This window comes from Croceibacter atlanticus HTCC2559 (genome assembly GCF_000196315.1).
GTDB lineage: Bacteria > Bacteroidota > Bacteroidia > Flavobacteriales > Flavobacteriaceae > Croceibacter > Croceibacter atlanticus.
Map to the genome: position 1 here is coordinate 2792197 of NC_014230.1, position 16565 is coordinate 2808761.

Sequence of the window (16565 nt, forward strand, 5' to 3'; positions counted from 1 at the left end):
CTATGAAATCTTCATCTTTCCTTTTAGCATTAATGACACTTTTTATATTTAGCTGTAAAGACAAGCCTAAAACTACTTCTAAGAATGAAAATGCTACTGCTGTTCAAAAATCTATGAATACTAATGCTTCTCGATTTCTGAAGGATGAATCTGTTACTGCTATATCAATAGGCATTTTTAAAGATGGTAATAAATATACTTCTCATTATGGTGAGCTAGATCCAAATACTGGCAATACTCCAAACGACTCAACACTTTATGAAATAGCTTCTGTTACTAAAACAATGACTGGTGCTTTAGTAGCTCAAGCAGTTTTAGAGGGTAAACTTTCTTTAGATGATGATATAAGAACGTTTTTAGATGAAGATTATCCAAACCTAGAGTACAACGGCACTCCTATTAGAATAAGAGATTTATTATCTCATACCTCAAGATTACCTGGCAACAATAAAGGCATTGCTGAAATTATGCAGACAATTAATGATAGTACTGCTTTTAAGTTTAATGCTATTGAAATGGGGTATTCCCAAGACGATTTCTTCAATTATCTACACGAGATAAAATTAGATACGTTGCCTGGTCATATTTACAGTTACTCTAATCTTGGCGCTAATCTTACAGGTCATATTTTAGAGCAAGTAAATCATAAGTCTTATGATAATTTGTTGAAAGATGTTTTATTTGATAATCTTAATATGAATAACAGTAAGCTTAAGTTAACTAAGCTAGACTCTTTAAATTTAGCTCAAGGTTATAATGATAAACGTACAAAAATGCCATTTTTACCATTAGGTAAAAATCTTTGGGGTGCAGAAGGTGGCGTTAAATCTACTGTGCCAGATATTTTAAATTATATCGAGTTTCAATTAGATAGTACAAACGTATTAGCTCAAAAAAGTCACGAAAAAGTTTACACCTTTAGTGACGCTGAGTATATGGCCTATTTCTGGCCTGTAGAAAATCATCCTATCCACGGTATTTATTATGAACATCATGGTGGCGCTTTTGGCTTTAACACTTTTGTTTATGTATATCCTAAATATAATATGGGTGTTGTAGTTACAACCAATACTAGTGGCGCAAAGGCATCTAATGTGTTAGATAATGTTGTTTTAGGTTTGGTAGATGATCTTAAGCCTTTTGGAAAAAAATCTATCACTTATGCTATAGAAGATAGCATTAATACTAATGTAAACGATGGTGTGACTTATTATAAAGAATTAAAAGAAAACAAACCTGAAGTTTATGACTTTTCAGATGAAAATTCATTAAATAGTTTAGGATATAGAGTGCTTAGAAGTGGAGATACTCAAGGTGCCATTAAAATATTCACCCTTAATACTGAAGAGTTTCCTGAGTCATCTAATCCTTTTGATAGTTTAGGTGAAGCATATTTAGAAGAAGGAAATTATCAAATGGCATTAAAAAATTATAAAAAAGCATTGTCTCTAGATCCTAACGCAACAAATGCTAAAGAAATGATTACAAAAATTGAAGCCTTAGTAAATGCTTCTTAAAGGTTAACCTCTAATAGCTTTCCTTTTCCGTCTATCTCTATATCTGTAATGCAAGCAGGAATTAATAAGGTCTCACCAAATTTTATAGAATAGTTATATTCTTTGTAAGTAACTATAAAAGAACCTTCAACACTCATAAGTATTACAAAGGAGTCTAAATTAGAGAAATCTCTCTTTAGATTTCCATTCATTGCCAAGATGTTGGTTTTAAAGTATGGCGTATGTATTAATTTAGAAGATGCATTTTCTTTAATTGAATAGCTCGTTTTATAAGAATCTTTTACATCAAAATCAATAGCATCCAAAGCTTGCTCGGTATGTAATTCTCTTAGCTCTCCAGTTTTAGCATCTACTCTATCGTAGTCATAAATTCTATAGGTAACATCAGATGTCTGTTGAATTTCAGCTAACAATACACCTGCACCTATTGCGTGAACACGACCAGTAGGAATATTAAATACATCGCCTCTAGTGACAGACTCTTTATTTAAGATTTTAGTTATGCTAGATGATTTTAGAGCGTCTTGATACTCTTCTTTTGTTACTACTTTACTAAAACCCACTATTATTTCAGCATCATCCTCGGCATCCATAATGTACCACATCTCATTTTTCCCAGAAGAATCATGACGGTTTTCAGCAAGCTCATTATTAGGGTGCACCTGTATAGACAATGGTTTTTTTGCGTCTATATATTTTAAAAGTAAAGGGAAGTTTGTTCCAAATGTTTTATATACATGAGTTCCCAAAAACTCTGTAGTAAAGGTTTCAGCAAGTTCTTGAAGGCTCATTCCTTTTAGGCTTCCATCTTTTACTAAAGTTTGATTATTCTTAACATCAGAAATCTCCCAGGATTCGCCAATATTAGATTCCTCAAAATTTTTATTTAATGTAGTTCTTAATTTTTCACCACCCCAAATTCTATATTTATAAAGTGGTTTAAATTTAAGTGGATAAAGTGTTGAAGAATCCATAGTAGCTAAAATAGTTTTGCATTATGCAGAAGTACAAATATACAGTATGATTATTGAAAGCTGTAAATTTACTTACATCCTATTGTAACAAATATTATAGGCTAGCGTCCTATTAAAAAAACTAAAGCATGTCCAACGTCATAGAGATTAGGAATATTATTAGAGATTTTCAATTAGGTCAAGAAACTGTTCACGTTTTAAAAGGCATAGACCTAGACATAAAGAAAGGTGAATATGTAGCGTTTATGGGACCATCTGGTTCTGGAAAATCTACACTTATGAATCTTTTAGGCTGTTTAGACACTCCTACAGATGGTTCTTATACACTTAACGGAAAAGATGTAAGCCAAATGACAGATGATGAGCTTGCAGATATAAGAAATAGAGAAATTGGCTTTGTATTTCAAACCTTTAATCTCTTACCAAGAACCACTGCTTTAGACAATGTGGCATTGCCAATGGTTTATGCAGGCGCCACAAAATCTGAACGAAATGAACGCGCTAGTGAGGTTCTTACAGATGTAGGTTTAGCAGACCGTATGGATCATAAGCCTAACCAACTTTCTGGAGGGCAACGTCAACGTGTTGCTGTTGGTAGAGCGTTAGTTAACAAACCCTCTATTATACTTGCAGATGAGCCTACAGGAAACTTAGATTCTAAAACTTCTGTAGAAATCATGGCACTCTTTGATGATATACATAAAGCTGGAAACACAGTAATCTTAGTAACTCACGAAGAAGATATTGCAGAACATGCGCATCGTGTTATAAGACTTCGTGACGGTATTATTGAAAGTGACACAAGAAATAGGTAATTTAAACCACATCATTTTAATTTATAGTTCTTAGGTTGTACTTTTAATCTATGTTAGATTTTTTTGAAAACTTATCGCCACTTACCCAACTCATCTTAGTATTTGTTGGTCTTGCATTTTTATTCCTAATCATATTAGCCAATAATAGAAAGAATAAAAACAAACTAAGCCAAACTAAAAACAGAACCTTTAGAGAGCGATACAAAGAAAGAAGAAACAAAAATCTTTAGAGATTTATACTAGGCTTAACAATTGGTTTTAGTCGCATTTACGTTCTTTGTAAAAACTCTATACCATATCATGCGCACTTCTCTACTCCTTTGTGTATTAGCTCTTATTTTAACTTCATGTAATAACGAACCAAATTATACCGCTCAAGAAATAATTGATAAAACTATAAAAGTTTCTGGAGGTGAGCTTTATAAGAGTGCACAGATTACATTTAATTTTAGGGACAATGTGTATAAAAGCACAAGACAATGCAACAAATTCATGCTAGAGCGTTTTGCTACAGACTCTACAGGGCAAATCACACATGATATGCTAGATAATGATGGTTTAATGCGTTTAAGAGATGGTAAACCAGATAAAGTTCACGATACTCTTATAGCAAAAATTAGTGACGGTATTAACTCAGTTCATTACTTCGCACACTTACCATATGGCTTAAATGATGCTTCTGTAAATAAAGAGTTGGTAGAAGAAACTAGTTTAAAAGATACAGAGTATTACAAAATTAAAGTTTGGTTTAATCAAGATGGTGGCGGTACAGACTACCAAGACGTTTATATGTATTGGATAAATAAAAAACGTTTTACTATAGACTATTTAGCGTATACCTATGAGGTTAATGGTGGTGGTATTAGATTTAGAGAAGCATATAATGCAAGGACTGTTAATGGTCTTAGATTTGTAGACTACAAAAATTACAAACCAAAAACTAAAGACTACTCTATTACTACTATAGATTCTTTATTTAAAAACAACCAATTACAACTTCTTTCTAAAATAGAGACTGAAGATGTTTCAGTTGAGCTGTTAGACAAAGATTGTTAAATTTATTTTAGTTGATCTACAGAAATACTTTGGTGAGAAGCGTGATTCTTAGTTTGTCCGTTTTCAAGTACAATAAATTGTGGCGACTCGTGAAACACCTGAAATTTAGCAGCAATTTCATTAGAGATAGATCTGTAGTTTAACAGGTCTAACATATAGATGCTTGCTTTCTCATCATCTAAATCATACTCACGCTCAAATCCTCTAAGAACCATTTTACTAATACCACAACGTGTAGAATGCTTAAAAATGCCTACAGGTTTCGATTTAGATTCCTCTAGTATTTTATCCAATTGAGAAACATCAGAAAGTAGTTTCCAAGGCACTTCCTTAATTTCTTCTTTTGCAATGTCTCTTGAGCTTTTAAATTTATCGAAGAATCCCATAGTCGTATTTTTATGTAAAATTAATAAATGATTTCCTGCTCTCAACTTTTAGACCTGTAAATTCTTGTTAAACACTAGTGTTTCTATAGTAAAACAAGTTCAAATCCTTACATTTGTAAGAGATAAAGAATAACCAATAAAATAGATATATTATTATGGGAAAAGGATTTTTTCATGTGCCGCCAGCGGTAAATGAACCAATTAAGAGTTATGCTCCTGGATCGCCAGAGCGTGAAGAGGTTTTAAACACCTACAAAGAGTTATATAACAGTACTGTTGAAGTACCTTGTTATATAAACGGAAAAGAGGTTAAAACTGGAGATACTGCTACTATGCATCCGCCTCACGACCATAAACATACATTAGGTACCTACCACAAAGCAACAAGGGAAAACGTTGAAGAAGCTATTGAAGGTTCTTTAAAAGCTCGCCAAGAATGGGCAGATCTTCCTTGGGAACAACGTGCAGCTGTATTTTTAAGAGCAGCCGAGCTTATTGCAGGACCATATAGAGCAAAAATAAATGCCGCTACCATGCTAGCGCAGTCTAAAACAATATTTCAAGCAGAAATAGATTCAGCTTGTGAGTTGATTGACTTTCTACGATTTAACGTAGAATATATGACACAGATTTTTGACGATCAACCAGAATCTACATCTGAGGCTTGGAATCGTGTTGAGTACAGACCATTAGAAGGTTTTGTATATGCAATTACACCATTTAACTTTACTGCTATTGCAGGAAACCTTCCTGCAAGTGCAGCATTAATGGGTAATGTAGCACTTTGGAAACCAAGTGATAGCCAAGTATACTCTGCACAAGTTGTGATGGAAGTATTTAAGGAGGCTGGTGTACCAGATGGTGTTATTAATATGGTAATGGGAGATCCTGTTATGATTTCTGATGTTGCAATAAGTCACCCAGATTTTACAGGCCTACACTTTACAGGAAGTACTAATGTTTTTCAAGATTTATGGAAAACAATTGGAAACAATATACATACTTATAAAACATACCCAAGAATTGTGGGAGAAACTGGTGGAAAAGATTTCATCATGGCTCACAAATCTGCAGATGCTAAACAAGTTGCAACAGCAATTGCAAGAGGTGCATTCGAATTTCAGGGTCAGAAATGTAGTGCATGTTCAAGATGTTACATCCCTAAGAGTTTATGGGCAGATGTAAAAAAATATCTTGTTGAAGATGTAAAATCATTTAAAATGGGATCTCCGGAAGATATGGGGAACTTTGTAACTGCGGTTATACACGAAGGCTCTTTTGATAAACTAGCTAGTTATATAGATAAAGCTAAAGAAGATAAAGATGCAGAGATAATTGTTGGCGGAAACTACGACAAGAGTAAAGGTTGGTTTGTTGAACCTACAGTAATTGTAACAGACAACCCTAAGTATACAACAATGCAAACAGAATTATTTGGACCTGTTGTTACCATTTATGTATACGAAGATGAAGAGTTTGATGACACTTTAAAGTTAGTTGATGAAACATCTATCTACGCTTTAACAGGATCTATATTCTCTACAGATAGACATGCTGCAGCACACGCTACTAAAGCATTACAAAACTGCGCAGGTAATTTCTACATAAACGACAAGTGTACTGGTGCTGTAGTTGGGCAACAACCATTTGGTGGTGCTAGAGCAAGTGGTACTAATGATAAAGCTGGTAGTAAGCTTAACTTATTACGTTGGGTATCTCCAAGGTTAATTAAGGAAACTTTTGTTGCTCCTAAAGATTACAGATATCCTTTCTTAGGTGAAGATTAAAACCTAAGCTTCTTAAATACAAAAAGAGCCTTCAAAATTTGAAGGCTCTTTTTTTATGTTTCATATTCTAACTAAATAGAATAATAGAGATTTATTTTTTCTCTGCTGGCGGCGCATTAAGCTTTTGGCTTGCTTCCATTGAAATTGCAGAGCGGTCAAAAGTTATTTTACCTGCACCGGTTTCTATGACTACAGCACCTAGCTTATCACTAAAATCTAGAATCTTACCGTGCATACCACTTTTAGTAACAATACGGTCTCCTTTTTTTAATTCTTTAGCAAATGCCTTTTCTTTCTTTTGTCTTTTCATCTGTGGTGCAATCATAAAGAAATACACTACAGCGAACATTGCCAATATTGGCAAAAAACTTCCTAAATCTCCCATTTATAATTATTTAGCTTCTGGAGTACCAGCTGCTTTTTTCTTAGGCGTTACAAACGCTTTAATTTTAATTAATTCTTTACCTGCTTCTGTGTTAGCAGTAATGTTAACTGTCTTAACTTGCTGGTTAGGCTTTCCGTTAGAGTTAAACTTTACTAACATTTTACCTTCTGCACCTGGAGCAATAGGCTCTTTAGACCAAGTTGGTACAGTACAACCACAGCTACCTTTAGCGTTTGTTACTACTAATGGTGCTTTTCCTGTGTTAGTAAATGTAAACTCATGCTCTACCACATCACCTTCGTTTATAGTACCAAAGTCGTGCTCAGTTTTAGAAAATTCCATAACTGGAAAATCTCCTGCTTGTGCATCACGCTCTGCTGCTGCTGCAACGTTCTCTTCGTTTACTTTGTCTGCTGCATTTTCTTTACAAGATGTAAACACCATTGCTGCTGCTGCAAACATTACTAAAATTCCTTTTTTCATAATTAGGTATTCTTTTAATGATTAAATTAAGTTTGTTTAAGATGTAAAAATACTAAAAATATCAGACTACATTAAACCGCGTCCCATTTTATTCAATTTTCCATCTGCTTTAAACTCTTTACTTATTTTATCTAAAATTCCGTTTATAAATATGCTACTCTTTGGAGTACTATATTCTTTGGCAATTTCCAGATATTCATTTATTGTAACTTTTACTGGTATCGATGGAAATTTAACAAACTCGCATATTGCCATTTTCATAAGAACAGCATCTAACTCTGCTATACGTTCTTTATCCCAATTTGGTGTTTTTTTAGAAATTTCTGATGTGTATTCAACATCATTAAGAATGGTTTTCTGCATAAGTTCCACAGCAAAATCTCTATCTTCTGTATTTCTAAACAATCTTGGGATACCAAAGGCTACATCGTCTTTTTTAGCTTTTTCTATAAGCTTATAAATAGTTGTGTTTACAATTGGCAAATCATCTAGCCAAGTAAGTTTATGATCTTCTAGGTAATCGTATAACTTTTCATTAGGCGCTATGATTTCACTAAAAAACTCTGCAACAAAATTTCTATCTTCTTTAAAAGACTGCTTATCAGACTCAATATAGTTTTGATAAATCTGGCTATTTCTTAGAGACTCCCAAATAATGGTTTTATACTCATCATCTCTTGACCAGTTGGTAAGTTTTCTGTCTGTAATAAGATTGTTAAAATACTCACTAGCATCTAATCGCTTTAAAAGTTCATTATTAATAAACTTTCTGTTTGGTGTTTTCTCTTCCTCTGTCGCCAAGTGCATTTTAGAGGTTTTTTCTAAATAGGATTCTGCGTGGTTTCGGGTTTCAATCATTAAGTTCAACATAAGAAGGAAGAGGTCGTACATATCCTCCATACTTTTCTTCAGGAACTTTTCTTCAGCATTTAAATTTTGATTTTCAGACTGCTCGTATGCATATAAGGATTGCATAACTTTTACCCGAATGTGACGTCTTGTAAGCATAATAATTCAAAAGAGCATTAATAAATAAAAGGGCGAAATCCTTAGTGAATTTCGCCCTGCAAAATTATGTATTTTTAGAAGATTTTACCCTTCGTTTTCCATTTTTCTAGTCGCAATTCTTTGTTGCGCTATTTGCAATGCAGCTGTATGGGTAGTTATCTTATTAACATCTGCAGAGTTAAGTATTTCTAATGTTGTATTAAAAATGTTTTCTGTTTTACGAATAATTTCTTTTTTATCGTACCCTTCTAGTTCTGCATACACGTTAATAATACCACCAGCATTAATTAAGAAATCTGGAGCATAGACAATACCGCGATCTTGCAATATCTTACCGTGCTTATTTTCATCTTCAAGTTGGTTGTTTGCTGCACCTGCAATTACCTTAGCTTTTATTTTATGTATAGTTTCATCATTAACAGTTGCTCCTAAAGCACAAGGTGCGTAAATATCTACGTCTTCACTATAAATATCTGAACCACCATAAATTGAAGCACCATAAGTATCTCTTACATACTCCAAGCGTTCTTGGTTAATGTCACTTATAATTACTTCTGCACCTTCATTGGTAATGTGTTCTACTAAAGATTCTCCAACATGACCAATACCTTGAACAAGTACGCGCTTACCTTCTAGGTTATCATCTCCAAATTTATACTTTGCAGCAGCTTTCATTCCCATGAATACTCCATATGCAGTTATAGGAGAAGGATTACCAGCTCCACCTTTACTTTCTGAAATTCCAGTTACATAAGGTGTTACTTCTCTTACTAAATCCATATCGACTGTTTCCATACCAACATCTTCTGCAGTAATGTACTTACCACTTAAAGAGTGAACGTACTCTCCAAAACTTTTCATAAGCTCTGGTGTTTTCTGAGTTTTAGCATCGCCAATGATAACCGCTTTACCTCCACCTAAATTAAGGCCTGTAATAGCACTCTTAAATGTCATACCACGAGATAGTCTTAGTACATCGTTTAGGGCATCCCATTCGCTTTCGTAATTCCACATTCTAGTTCCTCCTAATGCAGGACCAAGTACCGTACTATGTATCCCGATTATTGCTTTTAAACCCGTATCTTTGTCATTACAGAACACGATTTGTTCGTGATCGTCAAAAGAAAGTTGTCCAAATACTGGTGCGACTTTTTTTAGGTCGCTAGCAGAGATGATATCGTGAGTCATATATAGATATTAAATTATTGTATTTAAAAAAATAGCACGCAAAAATAATGAATATTTCAATGTATAGCTTTATTTGATGTGTTAATTTACAATATTCTCATTCTGAATTCGTTTCAAATCCTTTCATGAAAGAACTTCAACACCTTAACAAGTATTTTTACAAGTACAAATGGCAGCTTATTTTAGGCCTTATAATTACTTTGGTAGCTAAAGTCTTTGCTGTATTAGTCCCAAGATTTATCGGTAATATATCTAATGTTATTGAACAACGTATAAATGGTGGCTTTTCATCAGACTCAACCTATTATGATGCGCTCTTAACCAATATTCTTTTAGTTATTGGCGTAGCATTATTATCTGCTCTTTTCACATTTTTTATGAGACAAACAATCATTGTTGTGTCTAGGCATATAGAGTATGATTTGAAAAATGAAGTTTTTAGACAATACCAAAACCTATCCTTAAACTTTTATAAGAAAAACAGGACTGGAGACTTAATGAACAGAATAAGTGAAGACGTCTCTAAAGTAAGAATGTATGCAGGTCCTGCTTATATGTATAGCGTATCTACATTCGGGATGTTTTTAGTGGCTATTCCTTATATGATTTATCTCTCTCCTACACTTACCTTATATACTATAATACCACTACCTGTCTTATCTTTTGCTATTTACAAATTAAGTAAAGCAATTCATAAGCGCAGTACTGTGGTGCAACAATACCTATCCAAACTAAACACTTTTACACAAGAAAGTTTTAGTGGTATTTCTGTGATTAAGTCTTATGGATTAGAGGCGCAAACCAATACAGGTTTTACAACTTTAGCAAATGACAGTAAAGAGAAGAATATAAACCTTGTAAAGGTACAAGCCTTCTTTTTTCCACTTATGGTATTACTAATTGGTGTAAGTAACATATTAGTGATTTATATTGGTGGCCGTATGCTTATTAATGGTACTATAGAAAATTTTGGAATCTTAGTTCAGTTTCTTCTATATGTAAATATGCTAACATGGCCTGTGGCTGTAATTGGTTGGGTAACCAGCATGATACAACAAGCAGAAGCTTCACAAAAACGTATTAATGAGTTTTTAGTTGAAGAACCTGAAATTAAAAACCTTAATGAAGCACCTTCAAAAATTACAGGTGCCATTGCGTTTAAAAATGTATCCTTTGTTTATGATGATACTGGGATTGAAGCATTAAAAAATATTTCCTTTAAAGTTAGTCCAAATGAGACACTAGCAATAATTGGTAAAACCGGATCAGGAAAGTCTACCCTACTTGAACTTATAGGAAGACTATATGATGTAACAAGCGGTGTTTTAACCATAGACGGAACAGATATAAGACAGCTTAACCTTAATAGTTTACGTAAATCTATAGGGTATGTACCACAAGATGCATTTCTATTTAGTGAATCTATTAAAGAGAATATAAAGTTTGGAAAAGCCGAAGCTACAGATAAGGAAGTAATGCAAGCTGCTAAAAATGCGAGTGTACATAAAAATATTGTAGGCTTTAGTAATGGCTATGATACTGTTCTGGGTGAACGTGGTATTACTCTTTCTGGTGGCCAAAAGCAACGTGTCTCTATAGCAAGAGCTATTATACAGGATCCTAAAATTTTATTGTTTGATGACTGCTTATCTGCGGTAGATACAGAAACCGAAGAAGCAATTTTATCTAACTTATACGATATATCTAAAGATAAGACTACAATTATAGTAAGCCACAGAGTATCTTCAGCAAAAAATGCAGACCAAATTATAGTCTTAGAAGACGGTAAAATACAGCAACAAGGCTCTCACAGTGAGCTTATTAACAAAGATGGCTACTACAAGGAGCTTTATGAGAAACAACTAAGCGAAAAAGAAATCTAAGTTTTTTTTTGCACGTTAGCTTTTTTTTAAGATTTTTGAGACAAATAAAACAATCCATACTATACTATGAGCGATTTCGGAAAGAATGACCATGAAGACATTTATTCTAAAGTATTAAGAGCAGGAAGACGCACTTATTTTTTTGACGTAAGATCTACAAAAGCAGACGATTATTACTTGACTATTACAGAGAGTAAAAAATTCACAAATGACGATGGCTCATTTCACTACAAAAAACACAAAATTTACTTGTACAAAGAAGATTTTGATGGGTTCCGTGAGAACTTAGAAGATATGACAGACTATATTGTACGTGAAAAAGGTGAAGAAGTAATAAGCGAGCGTCACCAAAGTGATTTTAAAAAGGATTATGAAGAAGATACAGAGGTTGTTGAAACCACTTCAAACTCAGAGTCTACAGTAAAGAATTTTACAGACGTTAGCTTTGATGATATTGCTTAATTGCAAAAGGCTATAAAATATTAAAAAACCGCTTCTGCTACAGAGGCGGTTTTTTTTATCTTTAAAGTTCATAAACCTATTATATGCGCTCAATCCTACTATTAGTATTATTTACATCAATTACTCTACAAGCCCAAAAGAATCAACTTTCATTAGATTATTATTTACCTGAAGACGTTACATACAATACGGCAATACCTACACCAGAAGACGTTTTAGGCTATGTACCTGGCACTTGGCATGTAAGTCATGATAAGCTTGTGTCGTATATGAAGGTCTTGGCAAAAGCTTCAGATAGAATTCATATTGAGCAACAAGGTCTCACCTATGAAGACAGACCACTTCTTTTATTAACCATTACTTCACCAGAAAATCATAATCGTTTAGAAACTATAAGACAAGACCATTTAGCATTAACTGAAACAGCTTCGGAGCGCCTAAACACTAATGAATTGCCTGTAGTGGTGTATCAAGGATTTTCAATTCATGGTAATGAGCCAAGTGGTAGTAATGCAGCTTTAGTTGCCGCCTACTATTTAGCTGCAGCACAAGGCCCTAAGATTAATGAACTTCTTAAACATACTGTTATACTTTTTGATCCTAGTTTAAATCCAGACGGTTTACAGCGTTTTGCGTATTGGGCAAATACCAATAAAAGCAAACATATAAATACAGACCCTCAAGATAGAGAATATGATGAAGTTTGGCCTGGCGGACGTACCAATCACTATTGGTTTGATATGAATAGAGATTGGTTACCCGTACAACTTCCAGAATCTAGAGCACGCATTGCTACATTTCATAAATGGCATCCTAATATACTTACAGACCATCACGAGATGGGAAGTAATTCATCATTTTTCTTTCAACCAGGTATCCCTAGTAGGACACATCCACTCACGCCAGCATTAAACCAAGAGCTCACTAAGAATATTGGTAATTATCATGCTAAAGCATTAGATAATATTGGTTCTTTATATTATACCGAAGAGGATTATGATGACTTTTATTATGGTAAAGGCTCTACATTTCCAGACATAAATGGTAGTATAGGTATATTGTTTGAACAAGCAAGTTCTAGAGGTCATGCACAAGAAACAGATAATGGTGTCCTAACGTTTCCATTCACAATAAGAAACCAATTTACAGCAGCCTTATCTACTTTAGATGCTGCTGTTGGCATGAGAACTGAACTTTTAGATTACCAACGTGATTTTTACAAAACCGCTAGATCAAAATCTACTAAGGGTTCTTATGTTTTCGGGAATGAAAAAGATGCTGCATCTGGCTATCATTTGGCTGAAATTTTAAAACGTCATAACATTGATGTTTATGAACTTAAAGAAAACTTTTCTAAGAACGGCAAAACCTTTAAAAAAGCACATAGTTATGTAGTCCCTAAAAATCAGCGACAACAACGCTTGCTTGAAGCTATGTTTGAAACGCGTACAACATTTCAAGACAGCTTGTTTTATGATATTTCTGCTTGGACATTTCCGTTAGCTTTTAATTTAGATTTTATTGAAGAAGCTTCAACCTCTCATTTGGGGCCTAAAATAGATAGTTTAGAAATGCCAAAAGGTGTAGTTACAAAAAGTAACTATGGCTATCTTATGCAGTGGCATCATTACTATGCACCAAAAGCGCTTCAGCAACTATTAGATAAGGACCTAAGGGCGAAAGTTGCCATGAAACCATTTAGTCTAAATGGCAAAGACTATGATTATGGTACCATTTTTATTCCAGTTCAAAATCAAGAATTAAATTCAACAGAACTCTTCACATTCCTTTCAGATGTTTCTAAGAAAAGTCACCTTACCCTAACAGGAGTACCTACAGGATTAACTGAAGGAATAGATTTAGGCAGCAGACAATTTAAGCCGATTTCTAAAACTAAGGTTGCCTTACTTGTAGGTGAAGGCATTACTCCTTATGATGCTGGAGAGATTTGGCATTTGTTTGATACGCGCTACGCTATGAACATCACAAAATTAGATGTGAAAAATTTTAACCGCTATGATTTAAGTAGCTATACCGATATTATTTTACCAAATTCTTGGGGTCGAGCACTAACGCCTAAAGATGCACAACACCTTAAAGATTGGGTTAAGGATGGTGGTACGTTAATAGGATTTAAAAATGCGGCTCGCTTCTATAATTCTGAAAAATTTATGTCTCTTAAGTTTAAACGAGTAGAAGACACAGCAAGCAATATTTCATTTGAAGACCGTAACAATTATTTTGGAGCAAAAGGAATTGGCGGTGCTATCTTTGAAGCTAAACAAGACAGAAGTCATCCTATAAATTTTGGATACAAGAACACTACAATTCCATTATTTAGAAACAGCACTATTTTTATTGAAGCCGATAAAGACAGCTACAACAATCCGTTACAATACACCAAATCGCCTTTATTAAGCGGTTATATTAATGATAAGAATTTAGATGCTTTAGCAGAAACTGTCCCATTTAAACACAATAGATTAGGTAGTGGTCACGTCATACTTTTTACAGACAACACCAATTTTAGAGCATTTTGGTACGGAACAAACAAACTATTGATGAACGCTATCTTTTTTGGTAACCATATGTAAACCCTCACTATGACAACTCAAGACCCACCAATTATCACCACACAGGAATTTAATATCCCTACGGAAAAGCTATGGGAAATTATTACCACCCCAAAACTTATGAGATCTTGGTTTTTTGAACAGATACAAGATTTTAAAGCTGAAAAAGGGTTTAGCACCACTTTTTTAATTGAACATGAGAATAGGCGTTTTACACACCAATGGACAATAATCCTAGTGGATAAGCCAAACACCATAGTTTACCAATGGAACTACAAAGAACACCAAGGCGACTCAACCGTAACCTTTAATATTACGCCCACCATAACAGGTTGCAAGCTTACAGTAACTGCAAAAACACTAGAAGACTTTCCTCAAGACATTCCAGAATTTAAACGTGAAAGTTGCATTGGAGGCTGGCAGTATTTTATAAATGAGCGTTTAAAAGCATATGTAAGCCAATAGTATACTTAAACCTTATCTGTAAGGACTTTATACGTAGGATCTTCTAACACATTCACTTCAATAAGATCTTCTGCGTTTGCAAGAAGTGTTCTACAATCTTCACTAAGATGCTTAAGGTGTACCTTTTTCCCTACCTTTTGATAACGCTCTGTAATTTTATTTAAAGCTTCAATAGCCGACATATCTACAACTCTACTCTCTGCAAAATCTATTACAATTTGCTCAGGATCATTAAGAATGTCAAACTTATCATTAAAGGCTTGAACGCTTCCGAAGAACAGAGGTCCATAGATTTCATAATGTTTTGTACCATCATTAGCAATGTGCTTTCTAGCTCTAATACGCTTTGCATTATCCCAAGCAAACACTAGTGCAGAAATAATAACACCAATAACTACAGCTAGTGCTAGGTTGTGTAAAAACACAGTAACTAAGGTTACTAATACCATCACGAAAATATCTGATTTTGGCATACGTCTAAATGTTCTTAAACTGGCCCATTCAAAAGTTCCTATAGATACCATAATCATAAGTCCTGTAAGAGCTGCCATTGGCAAACGCTCTATAAGACCAGCGCCAAACATAATAAATATAAGCAGCATCACAGACGCTACAATTCCAGACAATCTTGCCCTTGCACCATTAGAAATGTTAATTAAACTTTGTCCAATCATAGCACAACCACCCATTCCTGAGAATACACCAGATAATATATTTGCAGCACCTTGCGCTACGGCTTCTTTATTACCACTACCACGAGTTTCTGTAATTTCATCAACGATATTTAGTGTTAATAGACTTTCAATAAGTCCAACACCAGCAACTACAGCAGCATATGGAAATATAATAGCTAAAGTTTCTATATTAAAAGGAACTGCAGGTAAGTGAAACGGCGGAAAACCACCTTCAATTGATGCAATATCACCAATAGTGCGCGTATCTAACCCAAACACCACCACTAAACCAAAGACTACCAAAATAGCTACAAGTGCAGCAGGAATAGCTTTACTTAGCTTTGGAAGCCCCCAAATAATTAGCATTGTAAGTAGTACCAATCCAAGTAACACATATAAAGACGTTCCTGTAAGCCAATCTCCGCTAGCATCTTTAAACTGCGTAAGCTGAGACATAAATATGATTATGGCTAAACCGTTTACAAATCCAAAAATTACAGGATGCGGTACTAATCGCATTAGTTTACCTAATTTAAAAACGCCTGCAAGTACCTGTATAAGACCTGCCAAAACTACCGTAGCAAAAACATACTCAACACCATGAGATTGCACCAAGGATACTATAACCACTGCTACTGCACCAGTAGCTCCAGAAATCATTCCTGGTCTTCCTCCAAAAATTGAGGTTATTAACCCAAGAACAAATGCTGCGTATAGTCCGGTTAGAGGAGACAGTCCTGCAATAAGGGCAAACGCTATTGCTTCTGGAACTAGTGCCATAGCAACTGTTAAGCCTGAAAGAATTTCTGTCTTATAATTTACCTTCTGTGAAAAATCGAATAAATTGATGATTTTTTTCATGATGCGTTATCTTAATTCTAGCCGTAAATAAGGGCGCGAAATTACAGC

General features: G+C 34.3%; 16 protein-coding genes. 9 read left to right on the forward strand and 7 right to left on the reverse strand.

Features of this window, described 5'->3' with window-relative positions; all coding sequences use genetic code 11:
* Positions 1-2: 2 nt before the first annotated feature.
* Entirely contained in the window at positions 3-1517 is a 1515-nt protein-coding gene (locus CA2559_RS12705) for a serine hydrolase (RefSeq protein WP_013188315.1), read from the forward strand.
* Here the strand turns inward: CA2559_RS12705 and CA2559_RS12710 are convergent.
* Complete coding sequence (locus CA2559_RS12710; RefSeq protein ID WP_013188316.1) at positions 1514-2491, reverse strand: type I phosphomannose isomerase catalytic subunit; 978 nt, start codon at positions 2489-2491, stop codon at positions 1514-1516. The two genes, CA2559_RS12705 and CA2559_RS12710, sit on opposite strands and share 4 nt — an antisense overlap.
* Before the next feature lie 128 nt (positions 2492-2619).
* On the opposite strand from CA2559_RS12710, the gene CA2559_RS12715 reads away from it, so the two are divergent.
* From CA2559_RS12715 to CA2559_RS12725, 3 genes are all read left to right on the forward strand, one after another.
* Positions 2620-3306, forward strand: coding sequence for an ABC transporter ATP-binding protein (locus CA2559_RS12715; protein ID WP_013188317.1), 687 nt, complete (start codon positions 2620-2622; stop codon positions 3304-3306).
* Between the two features lie 50 nt (positions 3307-3356).
* Entirely contained in the window at positions 3357-3536 is a 180-nt protein-coding gene (locus CA2559_RS12720) for a hypothetical protein (protein WP_013188318.1), read from the forward strand.
* 70 nt (positions 3537-3606) lie between these two features.
* Positions 3607-4362, forward strand: coding sequence for a DUF6503 family protein (locus tag CA2559_RS12725; protein WP_013188319.1), 756 nt, complete (start codon positions 3607-3609; stop codon positions 4360-4362).
* Positions 4363-4364: 2 nt separating this feature from the next.
* Here CA2559_RS12725 and ytxJ read toward each other — a convergent pair whose 3' ends face one another.
* On the reverse strand, positions 4365-4748 hold the full coding sequence (ytxJ, locus tag CA2559_RS12730) for a bacillithiol system redox-active protein YtxJ (protein WP_013188320.1): 384 nt from the start codon (positions 4746-4748) through the stop codon (positions 4365-4367).
* 155 nt (positions 4749-4903) lie between these two features.
* Between ytxJ and pruA the strand changes: the two genes are divergently transcribed.
* Entirely contained in the window at positions 4904-6535 is a 1632-nt protein-coding gene (gene pruA / locus CA2559_RS12735; RefSeq protein ID WP_013188321.1) for an L-glutamate gamma-semialdehyde dehydrogenase, read from the forward strand.
* Between the two features lie 91 nt (positions 6536-6626).
* Here the strand turns inward: pruA and yajC are convergent, their stop codons facing one another.
* From yajC to CA2559_RS12755, 4 genes are all read right to left on the reverse strand, one after another.
* The gene (yajC, locus tag CA2559_RS12740; protein WP_013188322.1) at positions 6627-6920 is read right to left on the reverse strand and encodes a preprotein translocase subunit YajC; all 294 of its coding nucleotides are present in this window, start codon (positions 6918-6920) and stop codon (positions 6627-6629) included.
* A gap of 6 nt (positions 6921-6926) precedes the next feature.
* Entirely contained in the window at positions 6927-7403 is a 477-nt protein-coding gene (locus tag CA2559_RS12745) for a DUF1573 domain-containing protein (RefSeq protein WP_013188323.1), read from the reverse strand.
* Between the two features lie 66 nt (positions 7404-7469).
* Positions 7470-8378 carry a transcription antitermination factor NusB gene (nusB, locus tag CA2559_RS12750; protein ID WP_013188324.1) on the reverse strand — a complete coding sequence of 303 codons (909 nt, stop codon included), beginning with the start codon at positions 8376-8378 and terminating at the stop codon, positions 7470-7472.
* Positions 8379-8495: 117 nt separating this feature from the next.
* Entirely contained in the window at positions 8496-9599 is a 1104-nt protein-coding gene (locus tag CA2559_RS12755; protein ID WP_013188325.1) for a Leu/Phe/Val dehydrogenase, read from the reverse strand.
* Positions 9600-9724: 125 nt separating this feature from the next.
* Between CA2559_RS12755 and CA2559_RS12760 the strand changes: the two genes are divergently transcribed.
* The 4 genes from CA2559_RS12760 to CA2559_RS12775 all read left to right on the forward strand — a co-directional run bounded on the left by CA2559_RS12760 (position 9725) and on the right by CA2559_RS12775 (position 14982).
* A complete protein-coding gene (locus CA2559_RS12760; protein ID WP_013188326.1) occupies positions 9725-11482 on the forward strand; it encodes an ABC transporter ATP-binding protein in 1758 nt (585 codons plus the stop codon).
* A 66-nt stretch (positions 11483-11548) separates the two neighbouring features.
* Positions 11549-11944, forward strand: a complete 396-nt coding sequence (locus tag CA2559_RS12765; RefSeq protein ID WP_013188327.1) for a PUR family DNA/RNA-binding protein — start codon at positions 11549-11551, stop codon at positions 11942-11944.
* An 83-nt stretch (positions 11945-12027) separates the two neighbouring features.
* Positions 12028-14538, forward strand: coding sequence for a M14 family zinc carboxypeptidase (locus tag CA2559_RS12770; protein WP_013188328.1), 2511 nt, complete (start codon positions 12028-12030; stop codon positions 14536-14538).
* Between the two features lie 9 nt (positions 14539-14547).
* A complete protein-coding gene (locus CA2559_RS12775; protein WP_013188329.1) occupies positions 14548-14982 on the forward strand; it encodes an SRPBCC family protein in 435 nt (144 codons plus the stop codon).
* A gap of 5 nt (positions 14983-14987) precedes the next feature.
* On the opposite strand, the gene CA2559_RS12780 is transcribed toward CA2559_RS12775, so the two are convergent.
* Complete coding sequence (locus CA2559_RS12780) at positions 14988-16517, reverse strand: SulP family inorganic anion transporter (protein WP_013188330.1); 1530 nt, start codon at positions 16515-16517, stop codon at positions 14988-14990.
* Positions 16518-16565 lie beyond the last annotated feature (48 nt).

Excerpts from the sequence above, each read along its gene's own strand:
- CA2559_RS12705 (WP_013188315.1), top strand. The coding sequence starts at position 3 with ATGAAATCTTCATCTTTCCTTTTAGCATTAATGACACTTTTTATATTT.
- CA2559_RS12710 (WP_013188316.1), bottom strand. The coding sequence starts at position 2,491 with ATGGATTCTTCAACACTTTATCCACTTAAATTTAAACCACTTTATAAA.
- CA2559_RS12715 (WP_013188317.1), top strand. The coding sequence starts at position 2,620 with ATGTCCAACGTCATAGAGATTAGGAATATTATTAGAGATTTTCAATTA.
- CA2559_RS12720 (WP_013188318.1), top strand. The coding sequence starts at position 3,357 with ATGTTAGATTTTTTTGAAAACTTATCGCCACTTACCCAACTCATCTTA.
- CA2559_RS12725 (WP_013188319.1), top strand. The coding sequence starts at position 3,607 with ATGCGCACTTCTCTACTCCTTTGTGTATTAGCTCTTATTTTAACTTCA.
- ytxJ (WP_013188320.1), bottom strand. The coding sequence starts at position 4,748 with ATGGGATTCTTCGATAAATTTAAAAGCTCAAGAGACATTGCAAAAGAA.
- pruA (WP_013188321.1), top strand. The coding sequence starts at position 4,904 with ATGGGAAAAGGATTTTTTCATGTGCCGCCAGCGGTAAATGAACCAATT.
- yajC (WP_013188322.1), bottom strand. The coding sequence starts at position 6,920 with ATGGGAGATTTAGGAAGTTTTTTGCCAATATTGGCAATGTTCGCTGTA.
- CA2559_RS12745 (WP_013188323.1), bottom strand. The coding sequence starts at position 7,403 with ATGAAAAAAGGAATTTTAGTAATGTTTGCAGCAGCAGCAATGGTGTTT.
- nusB (WP_013188324.1), bottom strand. The coding sequence starts at position 8,378 with ATGCAATCCTTATATGCATACGAGCAGTCTGAAAATCAAAATTTAAAT.
- CA2559_RS12755 (WP_013188325.1), bottom strand. The coding sequence starts at position 9,599 with ATGACTCACGATATCATCTCTGCTAGCGACCTAAAAAAAGTCGCACCA.
- CA2559_RS12760 (WP_013188326.1), top strand. The coding sequence starts at position 9,725 with ATGAAAGAACTTCAACACCTTAACAAGTATTTTTACAAGTACAAATGG.
- CA2559_RS12765 (WP_013188327.1), top strand. The coding sequence starts at position 11,549 with ATGAGCGATTTCGGAAAGAATGACCATGAAGACATTTATTCTAAAGTA.
- CA2559_RS12770 (WP_013188328.1), top strand. The coding sequence starts at position 12,028 with ATGCGCTCAATCCTACTATTAGTATTATTTACATCAATTACTCTACAA.
- CA2559_RS12775 (WP_013188329.1), top strand. The coding sequence starts at position 14,548 with ATGACAACTCAAGACCCACCAATTATCACCACACAGGAATTTAATATC.
- CA2559_RS12780 (WP_013188330.1), bottom strand. The coding sequence starts at position 16,517 with ATGAAAAAAATCATCAATTTATTCGATTTTTCACAGAAGGTAAATTAT.